The organism is Lacibacterium aquatile, assembly GCF_042683105.1.
Taxonomy (GTDB): domain Bacteria; phylum Pseudomonadota; class Alphaproteobacteria; order Elsterales; family Elsteraceae; genus Lacibacterium; species Lacibacterium aquatile.
The window spans coordinates 302992-316841 of the sequence record NZ_JBHUIP010000012.1 but is presented as its reverse complement, the minus strand read 5'-3'; the positions used below and the strand labels follow the sequence as shown (position 1 = coordinate 316841).

Sequence of the window (13850 nt, the reverse complement as noted above, 5' to 3'; positions counted from 1 at the left end):
TAAGGATTCATATTTTCTGATATTCGAAATGGAAGAATCATTGATTTATGAATGGTTAACAAAAAGAAAGGCCCAGGAAATTCCTGGGCCTCAATGTTGATTCTATTGATATTTTTTCAGGTGAGGCTGGGAAGATTTAGTCCCTGTTTCTTGGCCCAATCGATGGCTTCTTCATATCCGGCATCCGCGTGACGCATAACACCGGTCGCCGGATCGTTCCACAGCACACGCTCCAGACGCTTGGCCGCCGCCGGAGTGCCATCGGCGACGATGACCATGCCGGAATGCTGGCTGAAGCCCATGCCGACGCCGCCGCCATGGTGCAGGCTGACCCAGGTCGCGCCCGAAGCGGTATTCAGCAGGGCATTGAGCAGCGGCCAGTCTGACACGGCGTCCGATCCGTCTTTCATGGCTTCGGTTTCGCGATTGGGGCTGGCGACCGAGCCGCTGTCGAGGTGATCGCGGCCGATGACGATCGGGGCTTTGAGTTCACCCTTGGCGACCATCTCGTTGAAAGCCAGGGCCAGGCGATGGCGGTCACCAAGGCCGACCCAGCAGATACGGGCGGGCAGGCCCTGGAACTTGATGCGTTCCTTGGCCATGTCCAGCCAATTGTGCAGGTGCTTATTGTCCGGCAGCAGTTCCTTGACCTTGGCGTCGGTCTTGTAGATGTCTTCCGGGTCGCCCGACAGGGCTGCCCAGCGGAACGGGCCGACACCGCGGCAGAACAGCGGACGGATATAGGCCGGGACGAAGCCGGGGAAGTCGAAGGCATTCTCGACGCCTTCTTCCAGCGCCATCTGGCGGATGTTGTTGCCATAGTCGACGGTCGGGACGCCTGCCTTATGGAAGTTCAGCATCGCCTTGACATGGACTGCCATCGAAGCCTTGGCAGCCTTGGTCACCGATGCGGGATCGTTGGCGCGGGCCTTCTCCCACTGGTCGAGGGTCCAGCCCATGGGCAGATAGCCGTTGACCGGATCATGGGCCGAGGTCTGGTCGGTCACGATGTCCGGGCGCACGCCGCGCCGCACCAGTTCCGGCAGGATTTCGGCCGCATTGCCAAGCAGCGCGACGGACACCGGCTTCTTGTCGGCGCAGGACTTGTTGATGATCGCCAGCGCGTCATCGAGGTCCTTGGCCTGGACGTCTACATAGCCGGTGCGCAGGCGCATCTCGATGCTCGACGGCTTGCACTCGATGGCAAGGCAGGAAGCGCCCGCCATGGTGCCGGCCAGCGTCTGTGCACCGCCCATGCCGCCGAGGCCTGCGGTCAGGATCCATTTGCCCGCGAGGCTGCCGCCATAGTGACGGCGGCCCATCTCGACAAAGGTCTCATAGGTGCCCTGGACGATGCCCTGGCTGCCGATATAGATCCAGGAACCGGCGGTCATCTGGCCGTACATGGCCAGGCCCTTGCGGTCCAGTTCGTTGAAGTGATCCCAGGTCGCCCAATGGGGGACGAGGTTGGAGTTCGCGATCAGGACACGCGGCGCGTCGGCATGGGTCCGGAAGACACCAACCGGCTTGCCCGACTGCACCAGCAGCGTCTCGTCATCGCCCAGCGTCTTCAGGGTCGCGACGATGCGGTCGAAGGCAGCCCAGTCGCGGGCTGCGCGGCCGATGCCGCCATAGACCACCAGCTCGCCCGGCTTTTCAGCGACATCGGGGTCCAGGTTGTTCATCAGCATGCGCAGCGCGGCCTCGGTCAGCCAGCTCTTGGCATTGAGTTCGGTCCCCTGGGGGGCGCGGATCACACGGGCATTGTCGATACGGCTCATGGGCTTGTCCCTTTGTATTTGCCTACCGCCCTTCGGGCTACTTGAGGCGGTTAAATCCATGCTAAGATGTCGGAGAAAATGCGGGTCAGCGCCGATTGCATCTCGGCTGCCCGGGCGGGGTCGAACGGCTTGGGCGTCGAGCTTTCGATCTCGTCCATATAGCCGCGATGGGAGAGTTCCATTTGCACGGCATGCACGCCGGTGGCGGGCTGACCGTAGTGGCGGGTGATCCAGCCGCCCTTGAAGCGGCCGTTGGTGGTGCGGTTGAAGCGGCTGGCGTCGCAAGCATTTTCGACCACGGCAGTCAGGGCCGGATCGCAGCTGGCGCCGCTGTTGGTGCCAATATTGAAGACCGGCAATTCCCCCTCGAACAGGCGCGGCACCACCGAGCGGATCGAGTGGCAGTCGTAAAGCACGACCTTGCCGAACTTCTTCCGCAGCCGTTCGATCTCGGCGGCCAGCGCATCGTGATAGGGCTGGTAATAGGTCTTGAGGCGCCGCTCGATCTCGATCTCGTCTGGCTCCTGCCCCGGCTTATAGAGCGGCAGACCGTCGAAAGTCTCGATAGGGCAAAGGCCGGTTGTTGCTTGGCCCGGATAGAGCGAAGCGCCCGACGGATCGCGGTTGAGGTCGATGACGGTGCGCGAGATGCCGCTGCGCACCATCGTCGCGCCCATCCCGGCGGCAAAACCATAGAGCTGCTCGACCCACCAGTCGGTATCGCGCAGCGCCAGTTCCTTGTCCTTGATGCCGGGCAGGACTTCATCGGGAATGCCGGTGCCGGTATGGGGAAAGCTCAAGACCAGGGGCAGTTCGCCCCGTGTGATCTCCAGCCAGGTGGGCTGGCTCATGTCAGATCTCCTTGCAGGCCGGGCAGGGCGCCCACGGTCTGGGCGATTGCGCCGCCGACGATCAGGGCATGGGATTTTTCCATGTCCGGGGCGAAATAGCGGTCGTCTTCCAGATGCGGAACCTTGGCGCGCAGCAGCGTGCGGGCAGCTTCCAGCGGCTTGCTTGAGGCCAGCGGCGCATGGAAGTCGATGCCTTGGGCAGCCGCCAGATATTCGATGCCGATCACCTGGGCGGCGTTATCCGCCATCTCCGACAGGCGACGCGCGCCATGGGCTGCCATGGAGACATGATCTTCCTGATTGGCCGACGTGGGGATGCTATCCACACTGGCCGGGAAAGCGCGTTGCTTGTTCTCCGACACCAGTGCCGCTGCGGTCACCTGCGGGATCATGAAGCCCGAATTCAGACCGGGCTTGGGCGTCAGGAAGGCAGGTAGGCGCGAGAGGGCGGGGTCCACCAGCATGGCGATGCGGCGTTCGCTGAGCGAGCCGATCTCGCAGATCGCCATCGCCAGCATATCGGCGGCAAAAGCCACCGGCTCGGCATGGAAATTCCCGCCCGACAGCGCTTCGCCCGTCTCCGGGAAGATCAGCGGATTGTCCGAAACGCCATTGGCTTCGATGGCGAGCGTGACGGAGGCCTGCCGCATGACATCCAGCGCCGCGCCCATCACCTGCGGCTGACAGCGCAGGCAATAGGGATCCTGTACCCGGTCGTCGCCCACGGCATGGGACGCGCGGATGGCAGAGCCTTCCATCAGCGCACGCAGGGCATCGGCGACTTCCGCCTGACCCTTGTGACCGCGCAAGGCATGGATGCGGGGATCAAACGGCGTGTCGGAGCCTTTGGCGGCTTCCGTCGACAGCGCGCCGGTCACAAGCGCGGCCTGGAACACCCGTTCGATGGCAAAAAGCCCTGCCAGCGCCTGGGCGGTGGAGAACTGGGTGCCGTTCAGCAGCGCCAGCCCTTCCTTGGGGCCAAGGTTCAGCGGCTTCAGTCCCGCCTTGGCCAGCGCATCGGCGGCTGGCATGCGGACGCCCTGGAACCAGGCTTCACCGACACCGATCAGCACCGTGGTCATATGGGAGAGCGGGGCAAGATCGCCCGAGGCGCCGACCGACCCTTGCGCAGGCACCACCGGCACCACATCGCGGGCCAGCATGGCTTCGAGCAGTTGGATCGTTGCCACCTGTACGCCAGAGGCGCCGCGGGCAAGGCTGGCGAGCTTCAAGGCCATCATCAGCTTGGCGGTCGCGGGGGCCATCGGCGCGCCGACACCGGCAGCGTGAGACAGCACGATATTCTTCTGCAAGGTGGCGAGATCGGCGTCGGCGATGCGGACACTGGCGAGCTTGCCAAAGCCTGTGTTGATGCCATAGACGGCCTCGCCCTTGGCCAGGATCGCGCCGACCGCATCGGCGCTGGCCTTGATCGCGGGCATGGCGGCGGGGTCGAGGGTCGCAACCTCGCCATTGGCAATCGCCCGCCAGGCCGACAGAGGGACGGAACCGGGGGTAAGGCGGATACTCATTGCGGCACTCCCTGCCAGATGCGGCTGTAAAGCGGGTTGAACCCGATGCGGTAGACCAGTTCGGCCGGACGCTCGATATCCCAGATCGCCAGATCGGCGCGCTTGCCAACCTCCAGCGTTCCGATGCTGTCCTGCAGACCCAGGGCGCGCGCGCCTTCGCGCGTCACCCCGGCGATGCATTCCTCCACCGTCATGCGGAAGAGGGTCGCGGCCATATTCATGGTCAGAAGGATCGATGTGAGGGGCGAGGTGCCGGGATTGCTGTCGGTCGAAATCGCCATCGGGACCTTGTGCTTCCGCAGAAGCTCGATCGGCGGCAGCTTGGTTTCCCGCAGCATATAGAAGGCGCCGGGCAGCAGGACGGCGACGGTCCCGGCCTTGGCCATCGCCGCGACACCCGCCTCGTCCGTCCATTCGATATGATCGGCGGACAGGGCCTTATGTTTTGCCGCCAGTGCCGCGCCGCCCAGGTTCGAGAGCTGATCGGCATGCAGCTTTACCGGCAGTCCAGCAGCGGTGGCGGCCTGAAAAACCCGGTCGGTCTGGTCGACGGAAAAGGCGATGCCTTCGCAAAAAGCATCGACCGCATCGGCCAGCCCTTCGCGCGCCAATTCCGGGATCATGGCAATCACGGCGTCGATATAGCGGTCCTTGTCGCCATTCATCTCCGGCGGCAGGGCGTGGGCGCCCAGGAAAGTGGTGCGGATCGTCACACTATGCTGATCGGCGAGACGGCGTGCGGCGCGCAGCATCTTGGCTTCGGTGGCAAGGTCCAGCCCATAGCCGGACTTGATCTCGACCGTCGTGGCGCCTTCGGCCAGCAGATGCTCCAGGCGCGGCAAGCTCGCCATCAGCAGATCGGTTTCGCTGGCTGCGCGGGTGGCACGGACGGTCGATACGATGCCGCCGCCAGCCTTGGAAATTTCCTCATAGGTCGCGCCCGCCAGCCGCATCTCGAATTCGGCGGCCCGGTCACCGGCATAGACGAGGTGGGTGTGGCAATCGACAAGGCCAGGGGTGATCCAGCGCCCGTGCAGGTCTTCAATCTCGTCGGCCTCAAAGCCGGTGGGCAGATCTTTTTCGGGTCCGACGAAGGTGATCTTGCCATGGCTGACCCCGATGGCTGCCCCCTCGACGATACCCAGGCCGGGCTGGTCCGGCGCCAATGTCGCCAGCCGCGCGCCCCGCCATAGTCGGTCGAATCGCATGCTCCCAAACCCCTCCCCGGGTCTCATTTAATTGTCTATACATAACCAGGGTCATTGCTTACTGTCGAGAGGGAAGCGATAAATTCCGGCGGATTGAACCGATGACCCAGCGCAGCTACTTCCTCGATCATGCTCTTCTGCCCGGCGGTTGGCGGCGCGATGTGCGCCTGACCACCGATGCCGGTCGCATCGCCTCGCTCCAGGCGGATGCCTCGGCAGAAGGCGCGACACGGCTTTCCGGTTTCGCCTTGCCCGGCATGCCCAACCTGCACAGCCATGCCTTTCAGCGCGGCATGGCGGGGCTGGCGGAGCGGCGCGGCCCTGCGAACGACAGTTTTTGGACCTGGCGCGAAGTCATGTATCGCTTCAACGGCAATCTGACGCCGGACGATCTCGAAGCCATCGCGGCCTACGCCTATCTCGAAATGCTGGAAGGCGGTTTCACCTCGGTCGCGGAATTCCATTATCTGCATCACGCCATCGACGGCACGCCCTTTGCCGATCTGGGCGAGATGTCGGGGCGCATCCTGGCGGCGGCGAAGACTGTGGGTATCGGCGTGACGTTGCTGCCGGTCTTCTATAACTACTCGGGCTTCGGCGGCCTTGCCCCGGTCGATGGCCAGCGGCGCTTCATCAATGCGCCCGACCGCTATCTGCAACTGGTGGCCCGCGCGGGCGAACTGGCGAAGGGGCAAGAGGGGGCGATCGTCGGTATGGCGCCGCATTCCCTGCGGGCCGTGACGCCGGAGACATTGACGGAGATCGTGCGTGGCGGGCCGGGTGGTCCGGTGCATATCCATATTGCCGAGCAGATGAAGGAAGTGAACGACTGCATCGCCTGGTCCGGCAAGCGGCCGGTGCGCTGGCTGCTCGACAATCAGCGGGTCGATCAGCGCTGGTGCCTCGTCCATGCCACCCATCTGACCGATGACGAGGTTGCCGATATGGCAGCCAGCGGCGCGGTGGCGGGCCTCTGCCCCCTGACCGAGGCAAACCTCGGCGACGGCATCTTCCGGGGCACCGACTATATCGCCGCCCATGGCATCTATGGCATCGGCAGCGACAGCAATGTCGAGATCGACGCGGCGGGCGAACTCAAGATGCTGGAATATTCCCAGCGTCTGGGTCTACGCGGCCGCAACCTCATGACCTCGAAAGAGGGTGAGTCGACCGGCCGCCGTCTGGTGGATGATGCGCTGGAAGGCGGCGCCCAGGCCATGGGGCAGAACCTCGGCGTGCTGGACGTGGGCGCGCGGGCGGACTTCATCGTGCTGGATGGCGACCATCCCGACGTTGTCGCTGCCGATGGCGACCGGGCGCTGGATGCCTGGATCTTCTGCGGCGGGCGGGCGATGGTGAAACATGTGGTCGCGGGCGGCGAGGCCGTGGTCGCGGAGGGCCGCCACGCCAAGCGTGACGCGATCCTGGACCGCTACCGCAAAACCCTGGCGCGGGTATTGTCCGCATGAGTGATCTGCCCGACATTCTGCCGCGTTATATCGAGATCCGTCAGGATCTGGAGCGCGCCATCCTGTCGGGTGAATGGCCGCCGGGGCATCGGATCGCGCCGGAACATGATCTGATGCGGCATTACGGCTGCTCGCGCATGACCGTGAACAAGGCGCTGTCGGCGCTGGCCTCGTCAGGGATGATCGTGCGCCGCCGGCGCTCAGGCAGTTTTGTCGCCAGCCCGACGTCCGAGGAAACCGTCCTTGAAATCCACGATATCGAAGCCGAAGCCCGGCGCGAGGGGCGTTCTTACCGGTTCGAGATTCTGAGCCAGACCGAGGTGTTCGCCGACGATATCCAGGCGGGTATCATCGGTGTCGATGAAGCGACGCCGCTGCTGGTCATGACCTGTCTGCATTATGCCGATGGGCGTCCGCTGGTGTTCGAGGAGCGGCTGATCAATCTGGCTGTCGTGGCCGCCGCAAGGGATGCCGATTTCTCCAAGACGCCGCCGGGGTCCTGGCTGCTGGCCCAGATCCCCTGGACGGACGCCGAACATCAGATCCATGCGATCAGCGCCGGTCCAGCACTGGCCGATACGCTGCAGATGAAGCGCGGCGCCGCCTGCCTGAAGGTCATCCGCCGTACCTGGCAGGCCGGGGCGCCGGTGACCCATGTGGTATTGACCTACCCCGGCGAGCGGCACCATCTCGTGGCGCGGTTCAGCCCGGCAGTGGGGCGGTAGTCTTGTTGTGCCTCGAGGGTGCCGACATTTATAAAGTGCGCGTAATATCACCCGGATAAAAATATTTTCATTTTTTATCCGGGTGATATTAAGGTCTCCTCGAAAAGGAGCCCTCCATGAATATTCCTGCCACCTGGACCGAACCTGTCCGCGAAGCCCTATATACCGCCTTCAGTGTAATCGGACCGGACCGGATTAAACTTTTGACAGGTGGCCTGTCCGGCGCACCCGTCTTTTGGATATCGATTGCCGGGATGTCTTACCTGTTGCGGCTCGATTCGCCGGTTGAGGGGATTGCAGATCCGCGCCGCTGGCATCGCTGCCTGCATATCGCCGCCGAGGCCGGAGTTTCACCCAGGGTCCTGTTCACCGGCGCGAGCGGCGTGTCGATCACCGACTTCATCACTCCCGATCCGACGGGCAGTTTCTGGCGGCAGGAGCGTCGGCATGCCTTAGGGCAAGTGGGTGATCTGTTGCGACGCCTGCATGCAGCGCCCGCCTTTCCGCCGCTTATCGATTATCTCGACGGGGTGCGGGCGTTGGCCGTGCCTGTCATTGACGCAAAGCCCCTGGCTGCTTTCGATCAGGTGGCCGCCGTCTACCGGCGTCTCGAACCGCAGCTGGTCCCCAGCCACAATGACGTCAATCCACGTAATCTGCTGCACGATGGGCAGCGCCTATGGCTGGTGGATTGGGCAGCGTCCTTCCAGGCGGATCGCTATATCGATCTCGCGGCCATCGGCAGTTTCGTCGCCCGTGACGCCGAAGGTGCGAACCTGCTGCTGACCGCCTACTTTGACCGCCCGCCGTCAGAAGGCGAGACGGCCCGGTTCGAACTGGCGCGCCTGATCAATCATTTCTTCTATGGCGGGGTCATGCTGAGCAATTCCAGGCAGCCAACGCAGCGACGCAATCTCGATGCGCTGCATCTGGCCCTGCGGATCGGCGAGCCGCTGCTCGACACCCCCGAGGGTCGTGCTGAATATGGGCTGGCGCGTCTGGCTGCTCTCGTCGCGGCTGTCGAAGATCCGGGGTTCGAGGCTATCTGCCGATTAGCGACGTGAGGCCCACAACTCGCGCGCCAGGGCCTCGGCCTCGGCTGGCGCATCGGCTTTCCCCGCCAGGAATAGGGCCAGGGCAGCGGTGCCGATCACGATAGCCTCGGCCACCGGATCGCTGACGGACCCGTGCCACAGGCCGACGGCATCCTGGGTCGCGGGCTTGGCCCCGGCGGTAGAGATAATCGCGGGCCAGTCGGTCTCACCTTGAGCGGTGACGAGGCGGCAGGCCTTGGCGGGCGCCCGTTCGGCCTCGCCGCCGCCGCCCTTCAAGACACCGACGCCGGTCCGGCCCAGCTTCTCAGCCGCGTCGCGGTGCAGGGCGATATAGGGCGGATGGAACACCCCATCCATGCCCGCTGTCGCCCCGGCAGGATCCAGCAGGCGGGCAATTGTATTGGCGGGGGAGCGCAGGCCCAGGAAGCCGCGAAGGCTGAGCAGCCGGGCAAGACCGGGTGACAGAACCTTGGTCTCGACCCAGGTCAGCGAGCCAACCTCCGCAGCCGAGGCCGCGACCGGAATGCCGATGCCGTCGAGCGTGGGGCGGATGGCGGTGCGGCCCGGCCCCTCCAGCGATCCATGCAGCAACACGGAGATACCGGCACGACTCACCAGCTTGGCGGATAGGGCGAACCAGGGCGCCCCGCGCGAGGGGCCATCGGCATAGCTTGGCCAGTCGAAATCGACAGTCACCGGCCAGGGCAGAGCGCTCTCCCGCCGCACTGCCCGCACAAACCCCGCCAGTTCATCGGCGGTTTCCCCGCGATAGCGCAGCAGCATCAGGAAGGCGCCCACCTGTTCGGGCGTCGCTTCCTCCCGCAGGATGGCGGTCATGGCCTGATCGGCCTCGGACTCCGTCAGAGACCGGCCACGCCCCGGCCCACGCCCGATGGCGCGCACGACGGGGGCAAAGCTGTGGCGGTCGTGGGGAAGCTGGGTCAGGCCGGGGGCGTTTTCGTCGTCGCTCACACTGTCTCGCAACTGGCTGCTTGGGGAAGCGCAGCCGTAAGGGCGGCGCCGACAAGCAGCAAGGTTGGACCGTCAAAGCCGCTTTCCGCAAGCGCGAAAGGCAGTTCGGCCAGTGTCGAATGACAGGCGCGCTCGCCCGGCAGGCTCGCATTCTCCACCGCAATGGCCGGTGTCGCGGGATCGAGGCCCCCGGCGATCAGCTGGCGTGCGATCCGGCCTGCGGCACCGCGCCCCATATAGACGGCGACCGTCCCTTGCAGCTTGGCGAGATCGGACCAGTCAGGCCCGCTTCCATCCATCAGATGACCCGTCACCAGATGCAGCGAGCGGGAGATGCCCCGATGGGTGAGCGGTGCCTGCAACCGCGATCCGGCGGCCAGGGCAGCGGTGATGCCGGGCACCACCTCGACGGCGATACCCTGGGCCTGGAGATAGGCCATCTCTTCGCCGCCGCGCCCGAAGATGAAAGGATCGCCGGTCTTGAGGCGCACCACTTTGCCACCCTTCTGAGCCTCCTCCAGCAGCAGCTCGTTGATCTCTTCCTGGCTGATGGAGCGGCGGCCGCAGCGTTTGCCCACATCGATCAGCCGCGCGTCCCGGCGGGCAAGATCCAGCACCGCTGTCCCGCAGAGCTGATCATGCAGGATGACATCGGCTTCCCCGATCAACCGGGCGGCTTTCAGGGTCAGCAATTCGGGATCGCCCGGCCCGGCGCCCACCAGATGCACCATCGGCTGTGACGCTTTGCCCGCCAGCAGCCGGTCAATCTCCCCCCGCGCTGCCGCCTCCTGACCTGCCAGTATCAAAGCGGCAGGCGTGCCACCGATGACCCGGTCCCAAAAATGTTTGCGGGCTTCGAGCGACGGAAGACGGCGCTTCACTTCTGCTCTCAAACTGCCGCAGAGGCTGGCGAGGCGACCAAAACCAGCGGGAACCGCGCGCTCGATGCGGGCGCGGATGTTGCGGGCCAGGGCTGGAGCGGCCCCGCCGGTGCCGATGGCAATGGTGATGGGGCCGCGATCTACGATGGCCGGGAAGATGACGTCGCACAGGTCCGTCCTGTCGACGGCATTGACCAGCAGGCCCGCCGCCCTTGCCCTTTTGGCGAGATCGCGGGCGGCATCCTCATCCTCCAGCGCGATGACCAGCAGGGCAGCATCGGCAAATTGCGACTCATCAGTATAACTAATGAGTCGCGCCCCGGACCGCTCCAACAGCTTTGTCTTCGCCCTGGCCGCGGGGCCATCGCCTGCCAGCAGGACGATTTTGCCCTTCAGCTGATGAAATAACGGGAAATACTCAAGCATGGACGATGGCTGCATGGCGGATCATCTCCTTGAGTTCGGGCAGGCAGGAGCCGCAGTTGGTGCCGCAGCGAAGTTTGGCGCCCAAGGCTTCGGTCGTCTGGCAGCCTCCGGCGATGGCAGTTTCGATCTGCTCCTGGGTGATACCGAAGCAGATGCAGATCTGGGGCGAGCGTGGGGCTGTCTGTGTCAGCCGTCCCGCCAGCAGCGATGCCTGCATGTCGGGATCGGATGGATTGAGGGCGAGCAGGGCGATCAGCGCCTCCGCATCGGGCAGTTTCTGGTCGGCTGGCGCAGCGAAGAACAGGGCTTCGACCTGGCCGTTACGGATGGCGGCCCAGCGGATCTTGCCGCGTGTCCGGTCGACGGCGGAGACGAACTCTGCCCCGCTGGGCGCGGGAATGGTGGAGGGATCGGCGGCATATTGGGATGCTGTCAGGCGATAGACCCAGGCGCCCTCCATCGGCTGGCGGACGATCAGGGTTTCGGCGGCCTTGGGCGGAGTGACCGGAGGATCGCGCAGGATCAGCAGACCCTGCCAGCGGGTGGCCAGCGGCTTGATCGAAACGGGGGTATGTTTCAGTTCCGGCTGACCGGAGACGGGGTCGACGGCGGGATTGACCACCGGCCCGATCTCGGCCCCGCTGCCGGTAGCCGCCGTCCAATGCATCATGGCCGCGACCTCGCCCGCTCGCCCATCGGCGGTGATATCGGCAATCAGCAGGGCGCGGCCCCAATCGCTGGTGACTTCCACCAACTGTCCTGACTGGATATCGCCTGCGTCATCGGGATGGATGTGAAGCTGCGGAACCGGCCGATGCTGCCCCAGACGCTCGACGATGCCGGTCCGGGTCATCGTGTGCCATTGATCGCGCAGACGGGCGGTATTCAGGATCAGCGGACGCTTTTTCCGGGGCGTATGGACCGGTGGGCGCGGGGCGACCGGAACAATGCGAGCCTTACCGTCCGGGGTGGGGAAACGGCCATCGGCGAACAAACGGGCAGTCGGCTGCTCTCCTTTGCGCCAGGGCCAGCAGAAGGGTTTCAAACCCTCGTAGTCGGCAGCCGTGATGCCATCGAGGGCGGAGATATCGAAGACCCGTCGCCCATCATTCTCGAAGCCCGACAGCGCGGCATGTTCGCGGAAGATATCGGCGGGGCCTTGGAAGGCGAATTGCTCGGAGAAGCCTAAGCGCTTGCCGACTTCGCAGATCGCCCACCAGTCGGGTTTCACCCCGTCCGGGAGTGACCGGAAAGCGCGCTGGCGGGAAATGCGGCGTTCGGAATTGGTGACGGTGCCGTCCTTCTCTCCCCAGCCCGCCGCCGGGAGCAGCAGATGGGCCCGGCGGGCGGTGTCGCTATCGGCGACGATGTCGGAGACGATAACAAAGGGACAGCGCTCCAGCGCGCGCCGGACCACATCGGCATCGGGCAGGCTGACCATCGGGTTGGTCGCCATGATCCAGAGCGCCTGGATTTTTCCGTCCGCCGCCGCTGTGAACAAGTCGACCGCCTTGAGGCCCGGCTTGTCGGCGACACGGGGCAGCTTCCAGAAGCGGGCCAGCAGATCGCGGTCGGCTGTGCCGTCGATATCCAGATGAGCGGCCAGTTGATTGGCAAGCCCGCCAACCTCGCGCCCCCCCATGGCATTGGGCTGGCCGGTGGCCGACAGCGGCCCCATGCCGGGACGGCCGATACGGCCCGTTGCCAGATGCACATTGATGATGGCATTGACCTTGTCGGTCCCGGCGCTCGACTGGTTGACGCCCTGGCTGAAGACCGTAACGACCTTCTCGGTCCGGGCGAACCAGTCATAGAAGAGATAGAGCTCAGCCTGGCTCAACCCAGTGTCTCGCTCGAGCGTCCTAAGATGCGCGCGGGCCATTTCCTCGGCAGCGGCTAGCCCGGTGACTGATGAGTTAAATAGATGATTTGTCTGCAAATGATCTATCAGATAGATCAATAGCCCGTTGAAGAGGGCGACATCGCCGCCCGGCTTCACCGCCAGATGCAGGGTCGCATCCTCGGTGGTCGCGGTGCGGCGGGGATCAATCACGACGATGCGGGTGCCGCGCTTCTGCTTGGCGGCGATCAGCCGTTGATAGAGCACTGGATGGCACCAGGCGGTGTTGGATCCGACCAGCACCACGAGGTCGGCCTGTTCTAGATCCTCATATTGCCCCGGCACGATATCGCCGCCGAACGCGCGCTTCTGTCCCGCGACGGTCGAGGCCATACAGAGGCGGGAATTGGTGTCCATATTGCCGGTGCCGATGCAGCCCTTCATCAGCTTGTTAGCGACGTAGTAATCCTCGGTCAGCAGTTGCCCTGAACCATAGATCGCGACGCTATCGGGACCATGCTGGGCGATAGCATCGGCAAAGCGGGCGGCAACCTCGTCCAAGGCAGCATCCCAGCCGATGGCTTTGCCGTGCAGCCGGGGCGACAGCAGCCGGTTGGGCAGGGCCAGGGTCTCGCCCAGCGCTGACCCCTTGGAGCAGAGGCGACCGAAGTTGGCGGGATGATCTCTGTCACCTGTTACCTGACCGGACGGGTCAATTGTGACGCCGCAGCCGACACCGCAATAGGGGCAGGTGGTGCGGGTCACGCTCATGTCAGGCCGCCTTCACGATCAGGCTGGCGAGGTTGAGGAAGATGCGGCCATCGGCATCCATCCGCACCGGAAAGCGCGGCGCGCAGCCGACGTCCGGCGCTTGGGCTTCGCCGCTCTTCCCGTCGATCACCCAGCCATGGAGCGGGCAGGTGACGGAATGGCCATGGACGATCCCTTGCGAGAGGGGACCGCCCTTGTGCGGGCAGCGATCCATCAGCGCGAAGATGTGATCGTCGGCGGCGCGGAAGACTGCGATATCGCCCTGGGAAGTGCGCACGATGCGGCTGCCGAGGCGCGGAATATCGTCAAGGGTGCCGACAAGGCTCCAGTCGCTCATAT

The 13850-nt window shown here is 64.7% G+C and carries 11 protein-coding genes; 3 read left to right on the top strand and 8 right to left on the bottom strand.

Features of this window, described 5'->3' with window-relative positions; all coding sequences use genetic code 11:
* Window positions 1-116 precede the first annotated feature (116 nt).
* From hutU to hutI, 4 genes are read right to left on the bottom strand one after another with little or no spacing between them, the layout of a single operon-like run.
* Window positions 117-1781: a urocanate hydratase gene (hutU, locus tag ACFSM5_RS13090; protein ID WP_379876875.1), complete on the bottom strand. Its 1665-nt coding sequence runs from the start codon at window positions 1779-1781 to the stop codon at window positions 117-119.
* 50 nt (window positions 1782-1831) lie between these two features.
* Complete coding sequence (hutG, locus tag ACFSM5_RS13085) at window positions 1832-2632, bottom strand: N-formylglutamate deformylase (protein WP_379876874.1); 801 nt, start codon at window positions 2630-2632, stop codon at window positions 1832-1834.
* The gene (hutH, locus tag ACFSM5_RS13080; RefSeq protein ID WP_417498522.1) at window positions 2629-4164 is read right to left on the bottom strand and encodes a histidine ammonia-lyase; all 1536 of its coding nucleotides are present in this window, start codon (window positions 4162-4164) and stop codon (window positions 2629-2631) included. The genes hutG and hutH overlap by 4 nt, the downstream gene beginning before the upstream one ends.
* Window positions 4161-5372: an imidazolonepropionase gene (gene hutI / locus ACFSM5_RS13075; RefSeq protein ID WP_379876873.1), complete on the bottom strand. Its 1212-nt coding sequence runs from the start codon at window positions 5370-5372 to the stop codon at window positions 4161-4163. The genes hutH and hutI overlap by 4 nt, the downstream gene beginning before the upstream one ends.
* A 101-nt stretch (window positions 5373-5473) precedes the next feature.
* Here hutI and ACFSM5_RS13070 point away from each other — a divergent pair, with 101 nt between their 5' ends.
* The 3 genes from ACFSM5_RS13070 to ACFSM5_RS13060 all read left to right on the top strand — a co-directional run bounded on the left by ACFSM5_RS13070 (window position 5474) and on the right by ACFSM5_RS13060 (window position 8630).
* The gene (locus ACFSM5_RS13070) at window positions 5474-6841 is read left to right on the top strand and encodes a formimidoylglutamate deiminase (protein WP_379876872.1); all 1368 of its coding nucleotides are present in this window, start codon (window positions 5474-5476) and stop codon (window positions 6839-6841) included.
* Window positions 6838-7566 carry a histidine utilization repressor gene (hutC, locus tag ACFSM5_RS13065; RefSeq protein WP_379876871.1) on the top strand — a complete coding sequence of 243 codons (729 nt, stop codon included), beginning with the start codon at window positions 6838-6840 and terminating at the stop codon, window positions 7564-7566. The genes ACFSM5_RS13070 and hutC overlap by 4 nt, the downstream gene beginning before the upstream one ends.
* A gap of 116 nt (window positions 7567-7682) precedes the next feature.
* The gene (locus ACFSM5_RS13060; protein ID WP_379876870.1) at window positions 7683-8630 is read left to right on the top strand and encodes a phosphotransferase; all 948 of its coding nucleotides are present in this window, start codon (window positions 7683-7685) and stop codon (window positions 8628-8630) included.
* On the opposite strand, the gene ACFSM5_RS13055 is transcribed toward ACFSM5_RS13060, so the two are convergent.
* The 4 genes from ACFSM5_RS13055 to nirD are packed head-to-tail and all read right to left on the bottom strand — an operon-like array spanning window position 8619 to window position 13848.
* Entirely contained in the window at window positions 8619-9593 is a 975-nt protein-coding gene (locus tag ACFSM5_RS13055; RefSeq protein WP_379876869.1) for a glycosyl transferase family protein, read from the bottom strand. The two genes, ACFSM5_RS13060 and ACFSM5_RS13055, sit on opposite strands and share 12 nt — an antisense overlap.
* A complete protein-coding gene (gene cysG / locus ACFSM5_RS13050; protein ID WP_379876868.1) occupies window positions 9590-10915 on the bottom strand; it encodes a siroheme synthase CysG in 1326 nt (441 codons plus the stop codon). The genes ACFSM5_RS13055 and cysG overlap by 4 nt, the downstream gene beginning before the upstream one ends.
* Window positions 10893-13511, bottom strand: a complete 2619-nt coding sequence (locus ACFSM5_RS13045; RefSeq protein WP_379876867.1) for a nitrate reductase — start codon at window positions 13509-13511, stop codon at window positions 10893-10895. The genes cysG and ACFSM5_RS13045 overlap by 23 nt, the downstream gene beginning before the upstream one ends.
* Before the next feature lies 1 nt (window position 13512).
* Complete coding sequence (gene nirD / locus ACFSM5_RS13040) at window positions 13513-13848, bottom strand: nitrite reductase small subunit NirD (RefSeq protein ID WP_379876866.1); 336 nt, start codon at window positions 13846-13848, stop codon at window positions 13513-13515.
* Window positions 13849-13850: the final 2 nt, after the last annotated feature.

Coding starts and splice junctions, on each gene's coding strand:
- ACFSM5_RS13060 (WP_379876870.1), top strand. CDS start 7,683: ATGAATATTCCTGCCACCTGGACCGAACCTGTCCGCGAAGCCCTATAT.
- ACFSM5_RS13045 (WP_379876867.1), bottom strand. CDS start 13,511: ATGAGCGTGACCCGCACCACCTGCCCCTATTGCGGTGTCGGCTGCGGC.
- ACFSM5_RS13070 (WP_379876872.1), top strand. CDS start 5,474: ATGACCCAGCGCAGCTACTTCCTCGATCATGCTCTTCTGCCCGGCGGT.
- nirD (WP_379876866.1), bottom strand. CDS start 13,848: ATGAGCGACTGGAGCCTTGTCGGCACCCTTGACGATATTCCGCGCCTC.
- hutU (WP_379876875.1), bottom strand. CDS start 1,781: ATGAGCCGTATCGACAATGCCCGTGTGATCCGCGCCCCCCAGGGGACC.
- hutH (WP_417498522.1), bottom strand. CDS start 4,164: ATGAGTATCCGCCTTACCCCCGGTTCCGTCCCTCTGTCGGCCTGGCGG.
- cysG (WP_379876868.1), bottom strand. CDS start 10,915: ATGCAGCCATCGTCCATGCTTGAGTATTTCCCGTTATTTCATCAGCTG.
- hutI (WP_379876873.1), bottom strand. CDS start 5,372: ATGCGATTCGACCGACTATGGCGGGGCGCGCGGCTGGCGACATTGGCG.
- hutC (WP_379876871.1), top strand. CDS start 6,838: ATGAGTGATCTGCCCGACATTCTGCCGCGTTATATCGAGATCCGTCAG.
- hutG (WP_379876874.1), bottom strand. CDS start 2,632: ATGAGCCAGCCCACCTGGCTGGAGATCACACGGGGCGAACTGCCCCTG.